Source organism: Pseudomonas sp. MWU16-30317, assembly GCF_020515695.1.
In the GTDB taxonomy this organism is placed as follows: domain Bacteria; phylum Pseudomonadota; class Gammaproteobacteria; order Pseudomonadales; family Pseudomonadaceae; genus Aquipseudomonas.
Window position 1 is genome coordinate 371,334 of sequence record NZ_JAIWJA010000001.1, and the last position, 15,849, is coordinate 387,182.

Annotated in this window: 13 protein-coding genes and 1 pseudogene; 8 read left to right on the top strand and 6 right to left on the bottom strand. The window is 63.4% G+C overall.

Annotated features, from left to right (window positions below):
* Positions 1-65: 65 nt before the first annotated feature.
* From LIX93_RS01730 to LIX93_RS01745, 4 genes and pseudogenes are all read left to right on the top strand, one after another.
* Positions 66-1,783 (top strand): annotated as a pseudogene (locus LIX93_RS01730) (thiamine pyrophosphate-dependent enzyme).
* Positions 1,784-1,890: 107 nt separating this feature from the next.
* Entirely contained in the window at positions 1,891-2,136 is a 246-nt protein-coding gene (locus LIX93_RS01735; RefSeq protein ID WP_226502290.1) for a type II toxin-antitoxin system prevent-host-death family antitoxin, read from the top strand.
* Entirely contained in the window at positions 2,133-2,519 is a 387-nt protein-coding gene (locus tag LIX93_RS01740) for a type II toxin-antitoxin system VapC family toxin (RefSeq protein ID WP_226502291.1), read from the top strand. Before LIX93_RS01735 ends, LIX93_RS01740 begins: the two co-directional genes overlap by 4 nt.
* Positions 2,520-2,594: 75 nt before the next feature.
* Positions 2,595-3,284, top strand: coding sequence for a dihydrofolate reductase family protein (locus LIX93_RS01745; RefSeq protein WP_226502292.1), 690 nt, complete (start codon positions 2,595-2,597; stop codon positions 3,282-3,284).
* A gap of 12 nt (positions 3,285-3,296) precedes the next feature.
* Here the strand turns inward: LIX93_RS01745 and LIX93_RS01750 are convergent, their stop codons facing one another.
* Positions 3,297-4,061: a sulfite exporter TauE/SafE family protein gene (locus tag LIX93_RS01750; RefSeq protein ID WP_226502293.1), complete on the bottom strand. Its 765-nt coding sequence runs from the start codon at positions 4,059-4,061 to the stop codon at positions 3,297-3,299.
* 126 nt (positions 4,062-4,187) lie between these two features.
* Here LIX93_RS01750 and LIX93_RS01755 point away from each other — a divergent pair, with 126 nt between their 5' ends.
* Entirely contained in the window at positions 4,188-6,182 is a 1,995-nt protein-coding gene (locus tag LIX93_RS01755; protein WP_226502294.1) for a N,N-dimethylformamidase beta subunit family domain-containing protein, read from the top strand.
* 179 nt (positions 6,183-6,361) lie between these two features.
* Here LIX93_RS01755 and LIX93_RS01760 read toward each other — a convergent pair whose 3' ends face one another.
* Both LIX93_RS01760 and LIX93_RS01765 read right to left on the bottom strand, forming a co-directional pair.
* A complete protein-coding gene (locus tag LIX93_RS01760; RefSeq protein WP_226502295.1) occupies positions 6,362-7,945 on the bottom strand; it encodes a rhodanese-related sulfurtransferase in 1,584 nt (527 codons plus the stop codon).
* Positions 7,942-8,580 (bottom strand): cysteine dioxygenase, encoded by a 639-nt coding sequence (locus tag LIX93_RS01765; protein ID WP_226502296.1) that lies wholly within the window; start codon positions 8,578-8,580, stop codon positions 7,942-7,944. The genes LIX93_RS01760 and LIX93_RS01765 overlap by 4 nt, the downstream gene beginning before the upstream one ends.
* 232 nt (positions 8,581-8,812) lie before the next feature.
* On the opposite strand from LIX93_RS01765, the gene LIX93_RS01770 reads away from it, so the two are divergent.
* Entirely contained in the window at positions 8,813-9,619 is an 807-nt protein-coding gene (locus tag LIX93_RS01770; protein ID WP_226502297.1) for a class II aldolase/adducin family protein, read from the top strand.
* A gap of 21 nt (positions 9,620-9,640) precedes the next feature.
* On the opposite strand, the gene LIX93_RS01775 is transcribed toward LIX93_RS01770, so the two are convergent.
* The 3 genes from LIX93_RS01775 to moaA all read right to left on the bottom strand — a co-directional run bounded on the left by LIX93_RS01775 (position 9,641) and on the right by moaA (position 11,691).
* Positions 9,641-10,240 carry a chemotaxis protein CheB gene (locus tag LIX93_RS01775; RefSeq protein WP_226502298.1) on the bottom strand — a complete coding sequence of 200 codons (600 nt, stop codon included), beginning with the start codon at positions 10,238-10,240 and terminating at the stop codon, positions 9,641-9,643.
* Positions 10,241-10,287: 47 nt separating this feature from the next.
* Positions 10,288-10,641: a DUF305 domain-containing protein gene (locus LIX93_RS01780; protein ID WP_226502299.1), complete on the bottom strand. Its 354-nt coding sequence runs from the start codon at positions 10,639-10,641 to the stop codon at positions 10,288-10,290.
* A gap of 66 nt (positions 10,642-10,707) precedes the next feature.
* Positions 10,708-11,691 carry a GTP 3',8-cyclase MoaA gene (gene moaA, locus LIX93_RS01785; RefSeq protein ID WP_226502300.1) on the bottom strand — a complete coding sequence of 328 codons (984 nt, stop codon included), beginning with the start codon at positions 11,689-11,691 and terminating at the stop codon, positions 10,708-10,710.
* A 377-nt stretch (positions 11,692-12,068) separates the two neighbouring features.
* Here moaA and LIX93_RS01790 point away from each other — a divergent pair, with 377 nt between their 5' ends.
* Both LIX93_RS01790 and LIX93_RS01795 read left to right on the top strand, forming a co-directional pair.
* On the top strand, positions 12,069-12,812 hold the full coding sequence (locus tag LIX93_RS01790) for a FadR/GntR family transcriptional regulator (protein WP_226502301.1): 744 nt from the start codon (positions 12,069-12,071) through the stop codon (positions 12,810-12,812).
* Between the two features lie 164 nt (positions 12,813-12,976).
* Positions 12,977-15,841, top strand: a complete 2,865-nt coding sequence (locus LIX93_RS01795) for an EAL domain-containing protein (RefSeq protein WP_226502302.1) — start codon at positions 12,977-12,979, stop codon at positions 15,839-15,841.
* The last annotated feature ends 8 nt before the right edge of the window (positions 15,842-15,849 follow it).

Here is a 15,849-nt window from a genome sequence, read left to right on the forward strand (position 1 = left end):
AACTCGTGTCTGGCACGGCCCACTAACCATGGAACCCGTCGCGCCAAAATCGAAAGGAGCACCCCATGGCTGCCAAGAAAGTTGCCGATATCGTCGTCGAAACCCTGCACGCTGCCGGTGTGCGCAATTGCTACGGGATTGTGGGTGACACCCTCAATTACGTCACCGACGCCATCCACCGCAGCGACATCGACTGGGTGCACGTGCGCCACGAAGAGGTCGCCGCCTTCGCTGCCGGCGCCGAATCGCTGATCAGTGGCCGCCTCACCGCCTGCGCCGGTTCCTGTGGCCCAGGTGGCTTGCACTTCATCAACGGTATCTTCGAAGCGCAACGCAATGGCGCGCCTTTGGTGCTGATCGCCAGCCAGGTAGTGACCAGCGAGCTGGGCATGGACTTCCCGCAGGAAGTGGATTTCAAGGCGGTCTATGGTCATTGCACGGTGTTCTGCGAACAGGTCTACACCCCGCAGCAGGCTCGCCGGGTGACCATGATGGCTGCGCAGACCGCGCTCAATGAAGGCGGTGTGGCGGTGATCATCCTGCCGTCCGACATCAGCAGCATGGAAGTCAAAGGCGATCGCCCGTTCACCGCCCATCAACCACGCCCCGTGTTGCGGCCCAATGACGACGAACTGGCGCAGATCGCCGATTTGCTCGCCAAGGGCAAGAAGATCGCCATCTATGCCGGCTACGGCTGCGAGGGTGCCCACGACGACCTGGTCGAGTTGGCCAGTCGCCTCAAGGCGCCTATCGCCCACACGTCGCGGGCCAAGGATTTCGTCGAGTACGACAATCCTTACAACATGGGCATGACCGGTGTGTTCGGGGTCGAGTCGGGCTATCACGCCCTGATGAACTGCGACACCTTGCTGTTGCTGGGGGCTGACTTTGCCTGGCAGCAGTTCTACCCGGCCAAGGCCACGGTGATTCAGGTCGACCGCAAGGGTGCTCACCTGGGCCGTCGTCATCCGATCGATCTGGGTGTAGTCGGCGATATCACCGCGACCCTGCAAGCGCTGCTGCCGCTGATCCCGGAGCGCAGCGAGCACGATTATCTGGAAGAGTGCCTGAAGGTCCGGCAGAAGACCCTCAAGACCCTGGCTCACGATCAGCGCCACACCGACGGCGAGCTGATCCACCGCAGTACCTGACGCATCTGCTCGACAAGCATGCCAGCGCCGATGCGCTGTTCACCGCGGACGGCGGCTCGCCGATGGTCTGGCTGCTGCGCCATATCAACGTCAACGGCCAGCGCCGCACCCTCACCAGCCTGCGCCACGGCACCATGGCCAACGCCATGCCCCAGGCTCTGGGCTTGCAGAAGGCCTACCCGCAGCGCCAGGTCATCTCGCTGTCGGGCGATGGCGGGCTGGCGATGCTGCTGGGTGATCTGCTCACCGCAGTGCAGGAAAAGCTGCCGATCAAGGTGGTGGTCTACAACAACGCCTCGCTGAACTTCGTGCAGATCGAGCAGAAGGTCGAGGGCCTCCTGGACAATTACACCGAGTTGCTCAATCCGGACTTCTCGCAGTTGGCTCAGGTCATCGGCTTCCATGGTCAGCAGGTCACCCAAGGCGCTGAGCTGGAGCAAGCGGTAGCGGCATTCCTGGCCTATCCGGGGCCGGCGCTGCTGGACGTGAAGGTCAACCCTGAAGAGTTGGTGATGCCGCCCAAGGTGGAGTTCTCGCAGGTGTCCAACATGGCCCTGTATTCGGCCAAGGCGGTGCTGAGCGGGCGGGGCAGCGATGTGGCGCACCTGCTGGTGGATAATTTCGTCAAATAGGGCGCTATCGACCCGTTGATCTGCTGCGCTCGCGCGAAGCGGGCGCAGTGGTTGCGGATGCTGCCAATTAAGACCAGACTAACCGGACTTAGTCCGTTGGAGGTTTTATGCATACCGTCAATATTCACGAGGCGAAAACTCACTTGTCGCGGCTTATCGATCTTGCAAGCAAAGGCGAGTCGTTCATCATCGCCAAGGCCGGCAAGCCGCTGGTCAAAGTTATGGCATTGGGGGCTCCAGAGGCTGGCGAGACCAGACGCATTGGCTTCATGGCAGGGCAAATCCAGGTGCCGGATGACTTCGATCGTATGGGCGCCGATGAAATCGAAGCCCTATTCGGTGGCGAGGCGTGAAACTGCTGCTTGATACGCACTTGTTGCTGTGGGTAGCGGCGGATTCGCCGGCTCTTTCCGCGCTGGCGCGCGAGTTGATTGACGATCCGCGCAATGAGCTGTTTTTCAGTGCCGCCAGTCTTTGGGAGATCGCCATCAAGAAGGGCTTGGGGCGGGCTGATTTCCAAGTCGATGCCCGTGTGCTGCGCCGTTGCCTGTTGGACAACGGCTACAGCGAACTGCCGATCGCCAGCGAGCACGCCGTGGGCGTAGAGGGCATGCCCGCCATTCACAAAGATCCTTTCGACCGAATTCTGGTATCTCAAGCGACCGTCGAGGGCATTACGCTGTTGACCTCCGATGGCCTGGTTGCCCAATATCCCGGCCCCGTGCGCCGGGTCTAGATCATCCAGCCAGCTGAACTATTAAGGGCGATCCCGGGTCGGCATTAGATCAATATCCCGACCCGGAGCCCCGCGATGAAGCCTTACGTTATCTGTCACATGATGTCCTCTCTGGACGGCCACGCCTTGACCGACGGTTGGGACCGGCCGTTCAAGAAGGCCGCAGGCGAGCTGTACGAGAAACTCGCCGAGGGCTTTGCCTTCGATGCGTGGATCTGCGGGCGGGTGACCATGGAGGAGATCGCGCACGGCGAGGGCTATCCGACTGGGCTGGCCAAGGCGCCGATCCCGCGCACCGCATGGTTTGCCAAGCGCGATGCGGACAAGTATGCGATCTCCATCGACCCCCACGGCAAGGTTGCCTGGAAGAGCAACGAGGCGCTGGGCTCCCATGTGGTCGAAGTGCTGACCGAAGCGGTGTCCGATGACTACCTGGCGTATCTGCAGTCCATCGAAGTGTCGTATTTCTTCGCCGGCAAGACTGACATCGACCTGCATCAGGTGGTCGAAACACTCGGTCGCGAGCTGGGCACGGAGCGATTGATCGTCGAGGGCGGTCCGGCGGTCAGTGGCTCGTTCGTCAATGCCGGGCTGGTAGATGAGGTCAGCGTGGTGATCCTGCCGCTGATCGATGGCCGTGGCGAACACCCGGCTTCGTTCGAGATCAAGCAGCAGGACTGGCGCGATGCGCATTATCTGACCTTGACCAGCGCCGAGGTGCAGGAAGGCGGTGGTGTGTGGCTGCGCTACCGGCGCCTGGCGTGATGCCGGCCCGTATCAGCCACTGAAATAGCGGTACAGCAAGGTCACTCCGCTGGCCAGCACCAGCCAGGTCACCAAGCGCACGAAGGCTTCGCGGGACATGCGCAAGGTCAGGCGGCGGCCCAGCCACAAGCCGCCGGCCATGGCCGGCAGCAGGCAGACGGCGAGGGCCAGCAGGCGCAAGTCGGCATACACGCCGGCAACGATGAACAGGGTCAGGCGCACCAGGGTGCTGCAGCTGATCAGCGCGCTCTGGGTCGCCCGTACTTGCTGTTTGTCTTCCAGACGCGCACTGAGATAAATGGCGTAGAGAAACCCACCGCTGCCGAACAGGGCACCGAACAAACCGCCCACCGTACCCAGGGGGATCGACCACAACGCCGACAGCCGCGCCGGCTTGACCTTCACCGCCAGCATGTAAATGGCATAGGCCACCAGAAACAAGCCCATCAGCAGCAGCAGCCGATCCGATTGCAGCTTGAGCAGAAACACCACGCCCAAGGTGCAGCCCACCGCCATGCAGGGCAATAGTCGCAGCAACTCCCGGCCGACCACGGCTTGACGCGAGGGCAGCAGATTGCCGAAAGCGGCGATGAAATCCAGCAGCACCAGCAGCGGTATCACCTGCGAGAGCGGCATCAGCCTGACCAGAATCGGCCCGGCCACCAGCGCGGTGCCGAAACCGGCGATACCGAAGACGATATAGGCGATCGCAATGGCGACCAGCATCAGGCCCCAGTTCAGCGGCGTGAAGGGCAGGGCGTGGAAGACGTCGAGCATGGCGGGGCAGTCCGTTGTCGAGATTGATTGTCTGGGGCGCGCGGCTCTTCTTGAGCAACGATGGCCGAGACTTTACCTTGGCCGGCGCGCCAGCGAAACTGCCGGGGCCGTTATTGGAGACGCAGCATGCATCGACTCACCGACCATTCCAGTTTGCCGATCATGGGCTACCCCAGCACCCTCAGCGCTCGGCCCGGCGAGCGCCTGGGGTTTCATCTGTCCTGCGTCACGCAAGTGCTCGACACCCAGGTAGTGCGCCTGGATCGACTGGAGCAACCGGCGCTGCGCTGGCCGTTGCAAGGCATGGGGCAAGCGCCTGGCGTGCAGGGTTTCGAGCTAGGGTCATGGATCGAGGTGCCGGTTGCCGAGGCGAGCGGGTGGATGACGTTCGATCTGCTGCTGACGGCCAATCAGGGCGAGCGGGTGGTGCTGTCCACAGCTGATTTCGAATGCCGCTATCTGCCACAGGTTGGGGTGAGCCTGATCAGCGGCGCTGAGCGCGCCTTCGCGGCGGTGGCCTTGCCCAGGGATATCTGGCTGACGATGCGTTTCGAATGGAACGAGCAGGTTCGACGGATCTGCATCACCGAGGGGGCGCGAGTGCTCTGCGATCAGCAGTGCTCAGGGGCCCGTGGGGGCATCGACGGCATCAATATCGCCACCGACTGGGCGCAGCGCTCACCGACGCTGAATGCCCGCGTGGCCACGATCACTGCGGCCGGAATCGACGGCGTCTCCGTCTGGTCGTTGCCGATCCAGCCCGTCGATCGCGTCGCCGATCAGCACGGCCATCGCGCTGCGCTGATCATCCATGGCGCGCCCACCTGGGCCGCGCGAGGGCCGGCATGGACCGGTGATTACCATGACCCGCGCGGTGCGCCTGAGCAGTACGCGGCGGTGCATCTGCACGAGGATGATCGACCGGCATTCGACTGGCCCGAGAGCCTGTCTCTGAGGATTCCTGCCCAGACGCCGTCCGGCGTGTACGCGCTGCGTGTCCGAAGCGCCCCGGGGCAGGCGGACATTGCCTTTGTAGTGCTACCCGCGCAGCCCGCCCGAGGATTGCTGTTCGTGCTGCCGACCTTGACCTATCAGGCCTATGCCAACGAGGCGCTGCCCGAAGCCCTCTACCCGTGGCAGCTCGAAGACCCCGGCCATCGGGCTGCGCAGCAGAATCGCTGGCTGAGCCTCTACGACAGCCATCAGGACGGCTCCGGCGTGTCCCTCGCGACCTGGCCATGCCCCTGGACCACGGTTCGCGAGGACTACCAGTACCCCTTGTGCGGCGGCCCCCACGGCTTGCCTGTCGACTTGCACATGCTGCGCTTTTTCGCCGACAACGGCGTGGCCGTAGAGGTGATCAGCGACCATGACCTGCACCGCGATCCAAACCTGCTCGACGGCTGCACCGGGGTCATCACCGGCAGCCATCCGGAGTACTGGACCACGCCAATGCTCGGTGCCTTGCAGGCTTACATCGACGGCGCCGGCAACCTCGCCTACCTGGGCGGCAACGGTTTCTACTGGGTGGCGGCGCTGGACGAGCAGGGCACGCTGGAGGTGCGCCGCGGCCAGCGCGGGGTACGCACCTGGGAGAGCGCGCCGGGCGAAAATCATCTGTCGATCACCGGCGAACCGGGCGGCCTGTGGCGCTGGCGCGGGCGCCCCGAGCACCGTCTGCTGGGCGTTGGCACGGCGGCCATGGGGTTCACTCGGGCGCAGCCCTATGCACGAACGCCGGCCAGTTACGAGCCTGCCTGGGCCTGGGTGTTCGAGGGCGTCACGGGTGAGCGCATCGACGCTGCGGGAATCCTGTTGGGCGGTGCGGCCGGTTATGAAATAGACCGTACCAGTCGCCACTGGGGGACCCCGGCAAACACCGTAGTGCTGGCCTGTGCCGAGTCTTTCGACGACAGCTATGAATTGGACACCGGCGAGCAGGAGCCTCACGAAGGACCGCGCCGCCGTGCTGACCTGTGCATCCGCCGCACCGAGGCGGGTGGGTTGGTGTTCGCGGTAGGGTCGGTGTGCTGGGGTGCGGCGCTGCCCGCGTGGGGTGAGGCGAATTCGGTGGGGCAGGTGACGCTGAATGTGTTGCGGGCGTTTCAGGTTCGTCCGTGAAATGCGAAGGGGTCTTAGCTTATGGAAGGGGGGGCGGCACACGATCTACAGTGAAGCCACTGACGCTTTCGCGGGCAAGCCCTGCTCCCACAGGATTGACAGTCGCATACGGTGGGAGCAAGGCTTGCCCGCGAAAGCGCCAGCCGTATCGACGCCAATGCCGCAGCGCCCCCCGAATATCAGATCACCTTGAAGCCGTGGGTGCCATCGCGACCCAGTTGCGCGACCAGACCGAACTCCCAGTCCAGATAGGCTTGCATGGCCTCAGGCGGTGCCTCGGTACCTTCATAAGGGCGGCGATAGCGATCGGTACGCGCGGCGGCGAGGCGCTGGTCACCGCCCTCCAGCGGCAGGTTGGCGGCTTTCCAGCTGGCGGTGCCGCCTTCGAGGAGGAACACCGGCTGACCGGTCAGCGCCTCTACCTCGGCCACGGCGAAGCGCGCCAGACGGCTTGTGCCGCAGGTCAGCACATAGCGCTCGGCGTCCGGCACGTTGTAGAGCACGTCCTGCAATTGCGAGCGCAGTGCCCACCAGGCGCCGGGGATGTGCTGCTTGACGTAGTTGGCGCTGGTAGTGAAGTCCAGCACGGCCACGCTGCCCTCGGCCTGCCATTGCTGCAGCGTCTGGGCACTGATGGTCTCGAAGTTGCTCACTTCGGGGTCGTTGGGCCGCCGCTCGCCGCTGGCGGTGAAGTCGCTGTGCTGGGCGTCGTCGATGACCGAAACGTCCCAGCCCATCTGCGCCAGCCACGAGGCTGACATGTTGGCACGCACGCCATCGTCGTCCACCAACACGATCCGCGCGCCGCGCACGCTGGCGAAGTGATCGGTCTCCTGGACCAACTGGCCGCCGGGCGTCGAGCGCGCCGACGGTAGGTGCGAGAGGGCGAATTCTTCAGGCGTGCGCACGTCGAACAGGTAGGTGGTGCGGGTGGCGTCGGCCTGCCATTGCTGCCACTGCGCCAGGGTCGTGCGTTGCACGCTGGCGCGGTCGGCCACTTCACGCGCAGCGCTCGCGGCCTGGGCCCGGGTGGCTTCGTCGACTTCGGCGAAGCGGCGCGCCTGGCCATGCTCCAGCGTCTGCCCGGCCAGCAGCCAGCCGATGGTACCGTTGCGCAAGGCGGCAATCGGGTTTGGCAGGCCGGCGTTGATCAGCGACTGAGTGCCGATCAGGCTGCGGGTGCGGCCGGCGCAGTTGACGATGATGCGGGTCTTAGGATCGGGCGCCAGTTCGCGGGCACGCAGTACCAGTTCGGCGCCGGGCACGCTGATGCCGCTGGGGATGCTCATGGTCTGGTATTCATCGAAGCGACGCGCATCGAGGATCACCACATCGGCGTTCTGGTCGAGCAGCGCGCGTACTTCTTCGGCAGGCAGCGAGGGCGTGTCGCGCTCGTGTTCGACCAGCTCGCCAAAGGCCTTGCTGGGCACGTTGACGTCGATGAACAGCTCGCCGCCAGCGTCGCGCCAGCCCTGCAAACCGTTTTCCAGCAGGCGCACATCGCTGTAGCCGAGGGCTTCGAGGCGGTGCACGGCCAATTCGGCCAGGCCTTCACCATCGTCATAGACGGTGATGGCGGTGTCACGCCGCGGTATCCGGTCGAACACTTCGAGTTCCAGCTTCGACAGCGGGACATTCACCGCGAACAGTGGGTGGCCCTTGGCGTAGGGATCTTCTTCACGGACATCGACCAATGCCACTTCAGTGCGGGCCAGCAGGGCCCGGCGTATGTCGGCAAAGGATCGGGTGGCAGTCAGGCTCATCGTGTAGCGTGCTCCGGTGTCGAGGAGGTAGGGGCGGCAAGGTCCTTGGACAGGTCCCAGATATTGGGCAAGACGGTGTTGCTGTAGCCGGAAATAAACAGTTTTTCGCTGCCGTCAGGCTGATAGACGGCGCGGCGTACGGCGCCAATATTGGCGCCGTACACGTGGATGCTGACCGAGACCTGGTCGGCGAAGGCATTGGTGACCTGGTGAATATCGTTGCTGTCGGGTGCCAGGTGCTCCACATCCCCCGGTTGCAGATGGACCGCCGGGCCTTCGATATGCAACCGCCCATCAGCGGCGCGGGCATAGCCCTGGGAGTATTCACCGCCGCGCAGCATGCCGATCAGGCCCCACACGCGGTGATCGTGGATGGGTGTGGTCTGGCCTGGACCCCAGACGAAACTGACCACTGAAAAGCGTTGGCGCGAATCGGCGTGCAGGAGGAACTGCTGGTAGCGCTGCGGATCCGGCACGGCAAAGGCGTCGGGCAGCCAGTCGTCTACGCTGACCAGACGGCCCAGCAATTCGCCGCCTTGTTGCAGCAACTGCTCCTGGCTGGGATTGCGGTCAATGAGTTCGGCCAGGGCACCAATAAAGGTGCGAAGGCGCTCGGGGTTCGAATTATCGGTCATGGTGGTTTTCCATCCAGCAGGTTCACGGTGTCGCGGCTGGTACGAATATAAGCATAAAGAGGTTTTTTAATATGCTAATTTTTAATGATTAGCTTAGACCGAAAAGTGCTTTTCCTTCAATGCCCCGTAGCTTTAGGCTGCGTTCCATGCTTGGCCATCGATGCCTGACCAGCGATGCATGGCCACCCTCACAGCGCCTTGAAAGCAGATAGCCTCGAATACGGAGATACCCATGAGCAATGTCAGTGCCTTGCCCGTCAGCAACGAGTCCCTCGATACTTCCGTACGCGACCGCGTGTCGGCGGAAGAATGGGAAGTGCGTGTCACGTTGGCTGCGGCCTATCGGCTGGCCGCGCTGAAGCGTTGGACCGACCACATCTATACGCATTTCTCGGCGCGGGTGCCGGGGCCTGAGGAACACTTTCTGATCAACGCTTTCGGGCTGCTGTTCGATGAGATCAGCGCGTCCAACCTGGTCAAGGTGGATATCGACGGCACCATCGTCGACGATCCGACCGGCCTGGGCATCAACTACGCCGGCTACGTGATCCACAGTGCCATCCACGCCGCGCGTCCCGACCTCAAGGCGGTATTGCATACCCATACGCGCGACGGTATCGCGGTGTCCGCGCAAAAAGGTGGGCTGCTGCCGATCTCTCAGCATTCTCTGGGCTTCTCCGGGCGAGTGGCCTATCACGGCTATGAAGGCGTGGCGCTGGACCTGGACGAGCGCGAACGCCTGGTCGCCGACCTGGGCGAGAAGAGCGTGATGATCCTGCGCAACCATGGCCTGCTCACGGCGGGCGTCAGTGTCGAACACGCCTTTCAGCAGCTGCATCGCCTGGAATACGCCTGCAATATCCAGATCGCCGCGCAGACGGCTGGCAATGCCGAACTGATTTTCCCGCCAGCCGAAGTTGTCGCCAAGGTCGAGGAACAAGCCAAGGTATTCAGCAGCGGTACCGGGCCAGGTGTCCAGCGCCACTGGAACGCCCTGATCCGCGAACTGGATCGCCACGGCACGGATTACAAGGACTGACCCGCCGGGGCAGCTAACGAGCTATCCCAGCCTCAGCGCCAGCTCACCGAGCAGCGCACCTATATCCCGCAGTGGCACGCAGTAGCGTGGGTGATCGGTGCGCAGGGTCGTCAGCGGCATGCTCGGGTCGACTGAATCGCTGGGCTCCTGCACGACGCCAATGCCGCCTGCGGCATGAATGGCGCGCATGCCAGCGGCGCCGTCACCGTCGCCGCCGGTCAGAATCACGCCAATGGTGCGCTTACCGAACACCTTCACCGCGGTTTCGAACAGCCGGTCGGCGCTGGGACGCGAATGCAGGACCCGCGGACCGTCGTCCAGATGCAGTCGGCCGCCGTCGATGACCTCCAGATGCTGATCGGGCGGGGCGATGTACACCCGTCCCGCTTGCACTGCCTCGCCACCGCTGGCATAGCTGACCGGTAAACTACTGTGCTGATTCCAGATGTCTGCCAGCAGGCGCGGGCTGTTGGGGCCGCTGTGCAGGACGATGGCGACTGCCGCCGGGAGATCGGCCGGCAGCTTGGACAGCACTTGCTTGAGTGCGTCGATACCACCGGCCGAGGCACCGATAACGATGAGCGTCTTGGCGACGTTGCCGTTGATCTCGCTGGCGTCCATGAGCGATGAGTCCTTTTTGCGGGCATGCAGCGAGCGGCTGGCGGTACTCAGTGACCTGAGGTGGGATGCTTGGCCAGCCAGGCCTTCATTTCGACGATTTCTGCTTCCTGGGTCTTGATCACGTTTTCTGCCAATTTGCGCATCTGCGCGTCCTTGCCGTATTTGAGCTGGACCCTGGCCATGGCGACGGCGCCTTCGTGATGGGCAAGCATGCCAGAGGCGAAGGCGACGTCGGGGTCGTCGGCCATCACCCCTTTGTGCATCGATTCGCTCATCTGGCTCATCGGCGCCATATAGTCCTTGTGCATCTGCTCGATGTTGGGATTGGCGTCGGGATCTGCGGCCCAAAGGTAGGTCGACAGGGCGGCAGCGACAAGAAACAGCAGCGGCGTGGATTTCATGGGGCGACTCTCGGCGTCGTGGCGGTATAAGGCACAGACGGCGCAGACGCCCGGACGTTCCCTTTTTCAGCCGCCAGTCATGTTCATGAAGCGTACTACCTGCACTTCATCGTCGAGTCGGAACTCGTGTTTCCACGGTTTGATGGCCATGGCCGCGAGGATGGCCTTCTCGAGTTTGTGCGGTTGGCCGGGGTGACCGCGCAACACGGCTTTGAGATCGGCGGAGTGCTCGTTGCCCAGGCACAGCAGCAGGCGGCCCTCGGCGGTCAGGCGCACGCGGTTGCAGGTGGCGCAGAAATTGTGGCTGTGGGGCGAGATGAAACCGATGCGGCTGTGCGGCGCCTCGGCCACACGCCAGTAGCGCGAGGGCCCGGAGGTGCTCTCGGCGGAGCTGATCAGGGTGTAGCGCTCGCTGATTCGCTCGCGTACCTGCTCGCTGGAAAAGAACGCTTCGGCGCGGCTGTGCTCGCTGATGGTGCCCAGGGGCATCTCTTCGATGAAGGTCAGATCCAGCTCGCGATCGAGGGCGAACTGCAGCAGGTCGTTGATCTCGTGGTCGTTGCGCCCCTTGAGCACCACGCAGTTGAGCTTGGTGTGGCGAAATCCGGCGGCGCGGGCGGCATCGATGCCGGCGATCACCTGATGCAGGTCGCCAGTACGGGTCAATTCCCGGAAAAGCGCAGGGTCGAGGCTGTCGAGGCTGATGTTGAGACGGTCCAGGCCGGCATCGAACAACGGCTGCGCCAGTTTGCCCAACTGCGAGCCATTGCTGGTCATGCACAGTTCCTGCAGCCCGGGCAGGGCCTTGAGACGCTCGCACAAACCGACGATGCCGGCACGCACCAGCGGCTCACCGCCGGTCAGACGGATCTTGCGAGTGCCCAGAGCGACGAACTGCGCGGCCAGTGCTTCGATTTCCTCAAGGGTGAGGATGCGCGCGCGGGGCAGGAATTGCATGTCTTCGGCCATGCAATAGACGCAACGAAAATCGCAACGGTCGGTGACCGAAATGCGCAGATAATCGATTTTGCGTGAATAACTGTCCTGCACCTTGACTCCAGATGTGAGGCTTCGCGGGGAAGCGAGGCGGTGGCTGCCATGGTGGCATACCGCGCCGCAAAGCTGAGGGGTTATGGATGGCTCTAGATTACGCCTGTGGCGCCGCCAGTGCCACGGGCCTGCTGCAGACTCTGTATCGGCCCTGCCAGCTAAAGCTTCACGGCCTGTGCCTTGTACGGTACTGCCCGGCACCGGTGGCGTCTAATCGTCTGTGCCGATTGTCCCATTGATGCGCTCTATCGCCGCAGCATGGGTCATATTGAATGGACCGGCGGCCCTGCGGGTCGTTCCATGGAGTGCGCCATGGCTGTCACAGCGCTCATCGCTGCTATATGATTGGGTTCTTTTCCGCTGACAGATTGATTCCCTTGGCGTTTGAACCCCTCGATCCAAAGAGCCCGCGGCGCAAGTCGCGAAACCTGGCCCAGACCCTGGTCGATGACTACTCGAAGCAGATCGTCGATGGCCTGATCAAGCCCGGCGACAAGCTGCCCAGCGAAGTCGAACTCATGGATGCGGGCGGCGTCAGTCGCTCGGTCGTGCGTGACGCGCTGTCACGCCTGGCGGTGGCCGGTCTGGTAGAGACTCGCCGCGGCATTGGTACTTTCGTCCTCAATACGCCAGGTTCGGCGATATCGCGCCTCGACCCGACCACTATCGTCACTCTGCAAGACGTGCTGGCGATCATCGATGTACGCATGAGCTTCGAGGTCGAAGGCGCTGGGATGGCCGCGCTGCGGCGCACCGACGAGCAGCTTGGCGCCATCGGCGAGTCGCTGGCGCGGTTCGAGTTGGCCAGTGATACCGGTGGCTCGATCATCTCCGACTTTCAGTTCCACCTGCAGATCGCCCACGCCACCAACAACCGCTATTTCATCGAAATCATTACCCATTTCGGCACCAGCATGTTCCCCCGGGCACGCCTGAGCACCGCCTCCATCGCGCGCCTCGACCGCCAGCTGGCGCACAGCCGCCTGGTGCGTGAGCACGAACACATCTACAACGCCATTGCCCGCCAGGACTTCGACGCGTCGCGAGCGGCCATGCGTGTGCACCTGGCCAATAGCCGAGCGCGGGTACTCAAGTCTCATCAGGACCAGCGCGACGGCTGAGCGGTTGAGCGCTAAGCGACGCCGTTTTTGGGCAAGGTTGTTGAAAACCCAGGATTTATGTAAATAAGTTTCACAGTATTTCATGTAAAGCCTGAGCGGCTATTGCCATCAGCGGTGATAGCACATGATGATGGGCAGCGAGTGTGTTACGCCATGGAGTGCTCATGATTTCGCCGCGACAGCCATTCGAGTCCCGTTCCCTGTCATCAGGGACCATCGATACCTTTGATGATCAGTTCGCTGCCGACGAGCTGTCCGTCTTGCTGCGCGCCGCGCGCCGGAGTGCGCACACCCAGGCCTGGGTGATCTATCGGGCGGGGGAACAGCTGCACCGGGTAGGTGAGGGCGACGCGCGACTGGATTGGCCGGCCAGTATCGACAACGACCAGTTCGACAGTTTTTGCGCCTCGCGCCGCTTGCATCGCTGGCCGGCGGGCCGCGGCGAGTTCGTGCTCGGCTGGCTGCTGGCGCCGATCAGTGAAACCCATGACCCGGCCTTGGCCGAACTGGCCTACCGCCTGGGGCAGCGCCTGCAGACCGACGCCCTGGCGCGTGCGCAGATCACCCAGCGAGTGCTCTACGACATCATCTATCTGGCCAGCACTACCCGCGAGCGTTCTGAGTTCCTGGTGGCGGTGCACCAGCAGTTGGCGCAGTTGATCGACGCCGAGAACTTCTACCTGGCCTTGTACGATTCGGCCACTGGCAAGATCAGCTATCCCTATTACGTCGACAAGATCGATGTCGATGCGTTGGAGGCCGAGACTTACGAGTACCTGGACCGCGATCACCTGTCTTTGACTGCCCAGGTGTTGACCAGCGGAGCCCCGCTGCTGATCGATGCTGCCGGTATCGCTGCGGCCCAGGCGCAACAACGGTTCTTCTGCGTGGGCGACCGGCCGGAGTTCTGGATGGGCGCGCCACTGAAGAATGCCTCTGACGAGGTGTTCGGCATGATCGCCATGCAGGTCTACGATGTGCCGCGCATCTACAGTGCCGAAGACCGCGCGCTGTTTCTCGTGGTCGCCCGCCACGTGGCCATGGCGCTGGACCGCATTCTGCACCGCGCCGATATTGAAGAGACCGTCTCGCAGCGCACCCGCGAGCTGTCTCAGCTCAACACCGCATTGCGCCAGGAAGTGGCCGAGCGCGAGCGTGCCGAGCATCTGCACAGCGCGTTGTTCCAGATCGCCGAGCTATCCAGCCAGAGCGGCGACATGGAGCAGCTGTTTCGGCGCCTGCACGGCATCGTCGGCGAGCTGCTGGTAGCGCGTAACTTCTATATCGCGCTGTACGACGTCACCACCCAGGAAGTGACGTTCCCGTATTACGTCGACGAACACCAAAGCGCCGCGCCGGCTCCGCGTCGCAGCAATCGCGGCTTGACCGAGTACGTGATCCGCCAGCGCCGCGCCTGTCTGATCGATTTCAACGACGCCAGCCTGTTGATGGCCTCGGGCGAGATCCAGCGCACCAGCGACCCGATCCGGTCGCAGTCGTGGCTGGGCATTCCGCTGTTCGATGACGATGTGGTGCGCGGCGTGTTGGTGGTGCAGAGCTATTCGCGCCTGGTCAGCTATAGCACCCGCGATCAGGAACTGCTGACGTTCGTTTCCCGCCATATCGATACGGCCTTGTCCCGCCGCAGCGCCGCGGAGGCAGTGCTGGCCGCCAATCTCAAGCTCGAAGCGCGGGTGCAGAGCCGCACCCGCGAACTCGATCAACTCAACGCCCGCCTGCAATACGAAAACGCTCACGATGCCCTGACCGCGCTGCCCAATCGCAGCCATTTGCAGCAGCGCCTGCAATCGGCCTGGGAGGCGTTTCGCGGCGACGGCAACGACCTGGTGGTGATGTTCCTCGACCTCGATCGCTTCAAGCTGATCAACGACAGCCGCGGTCACCACTTCGGCGATCAGCTGCTGATGCAGGCGGCCGCGCGCCTGCGCAGTTGCCTGCGCGACGAAGACCTGCTGGCGCGTCTGGGCGGTGATGAATTCGCCGTGCTGGCGCCCCACGCGCCGCTGGAAGTGGCGGTGAGTATCGCCGAGCGGATCCTGGAGGCATTCGACCTGCCGTTCCATATCGACGGTCATGTGGTGTTTTCGTCCTGCAGCATCGGTATCGTCGGTGCCGATGCCGAGTTCCATCACGAGCCTGCCGACCTGCTGCGCGACGCCGATACCGCGATGTATCGGGTCAAGAATGCCGGCCGCGACAGCTTTGCGGTGTTCAATCAGGAGCTGCGCCGCGAGTTCTCCGATCAGGTCGAGCGCGAAGGTGCGCTGCGCAATGCGCTGAAGCGCCAGGATGAGCTGCTGCCGTATTTCCAGCCCATCGTCGATGTCGAAAGCGGCCAGTTGGTCGCCCTCGAAGCATTGATTCGCTGGCGTCTGCCTGACGGCCAGATTCTCGCGCCGGTGCACTTTCTGCCGGCCCTCGAGGGCTTGCGCCTGATCGGGCGCCTGGACCTGTACATGCTGGCGGCGGTGGCGATGATCCTCGCGGACCCGGAGCATGCGCACTGGCCAATCGTGCACGTCAACTGTTCGAGTTACAGCATCACCCGCCCGGAGTTTGCCGATGAGGCCCTGGCGGTGCTGGCCAGCCATGGCGTAGCGCCGTCGCGCATCTGCCTGGAGCTGACCGAAGGCGCCTTGGTGGCCGAGCCGGATCAGGCCCGCCGGGCAATGCAGCAGTTGGCGGAGCAGGGCATGTCGGTGGTGCTGGACGACTTCGGTGCGGGCTTCTCGTCCTTGAGCTATGTGCATCAGTTTCAGTTCAGCGGCTTGAAGATCGACAAGTCGTTCATTCTTGAACTGACCGCCAGCGACCGTAGCCGGGCAATCGTGCGCGCTATCGTGCGCATGGCCGAATCGCTGGGTCTGCCGGTGGTGGCCGAGGGCGTCGAAGATGCCGAGTCGCTGCGGCTGCTACAGGAGATGGGTGCCGGGCACGCGCAGGGTTACTACTTCGCGCGGCCGCTGGCGCTGGACGATCTCAAGCGTCATCCGCTGCTGGCGCCCTAGACGCCATT

Bases quoted from the DNA above. Each gene is read 5' to 3' on its own strand.
- LIX93_RS01750 (WP_226502293.1), bottom strand. From the start codon at position 4,061: ATGCTCGACGTCTTCCACGCCCTGCCCTTCACGCCGCTGAACTGGGGC.
- LIX93_RS01770 (WP_226502297.1), top strand. From the start codon at position 8,813: ATGAGCAATGTCAGTGCCTTGCCCGTCAGCAACGAGTCCCTCGATACT.
- LIX93_RS01765 (WP_226502296.1), bottom strand. From the start codon at position 8,580: ATGACCGATAATTCGAACCCCGAGCGCCTTCGCACCTTTATTGGTGCC.
- LIX93_RS01780 (WP_226502299.1), bottom strand. From the start codon at position 10,641: ATGAAATCCACGCCGCTGCTGTTTCTTGTCGCTGCCGCCCTGTCGACC.
- LIX93_RS01795 (WP_226502302.1), top strand. From the start codon at position 12,977: ATGATTTCGCCGCGACAGCCATTCGAGTCCCGTTCCCTGTCATCAGGG.
- LIX93_RS01775 (WP_226502298.1), bottom strand. From the start codon at position 10,240: ATGGACGCCAGCGAGATCAACGGCAACGTCGCCAAGACGCTCATCGTT.
- LIX93_RS01760 (WP_226502295.1), bottom strand. From the start codon at position 7,945: ATGAGCCTGACTGCCACCCGATCCTTTGCCGACATACGCCGGGCCCTG.
- LIX93_RS01745 (WP_226502292.1), top strand. From the start codon at position 2,595: ATGAAGCCTTACGTTATCTGTCACATGATGTCCTCTCTGGACGGCCAC.
- LIX93_RS01755 (WP_226502294.1), top strand. From the start codon at position 4,188: ATGCATCGACTCACCGACCATTCCAGTTTGCCGATCATGGGCTACCCC.
- LIX93_RS01735 (WP_226502290.1), top strand. From the start codon at position 1,891: ATGCATACCGTCAATATTCACGAGGCGAAAACTCACTTGTCGCGGCTT.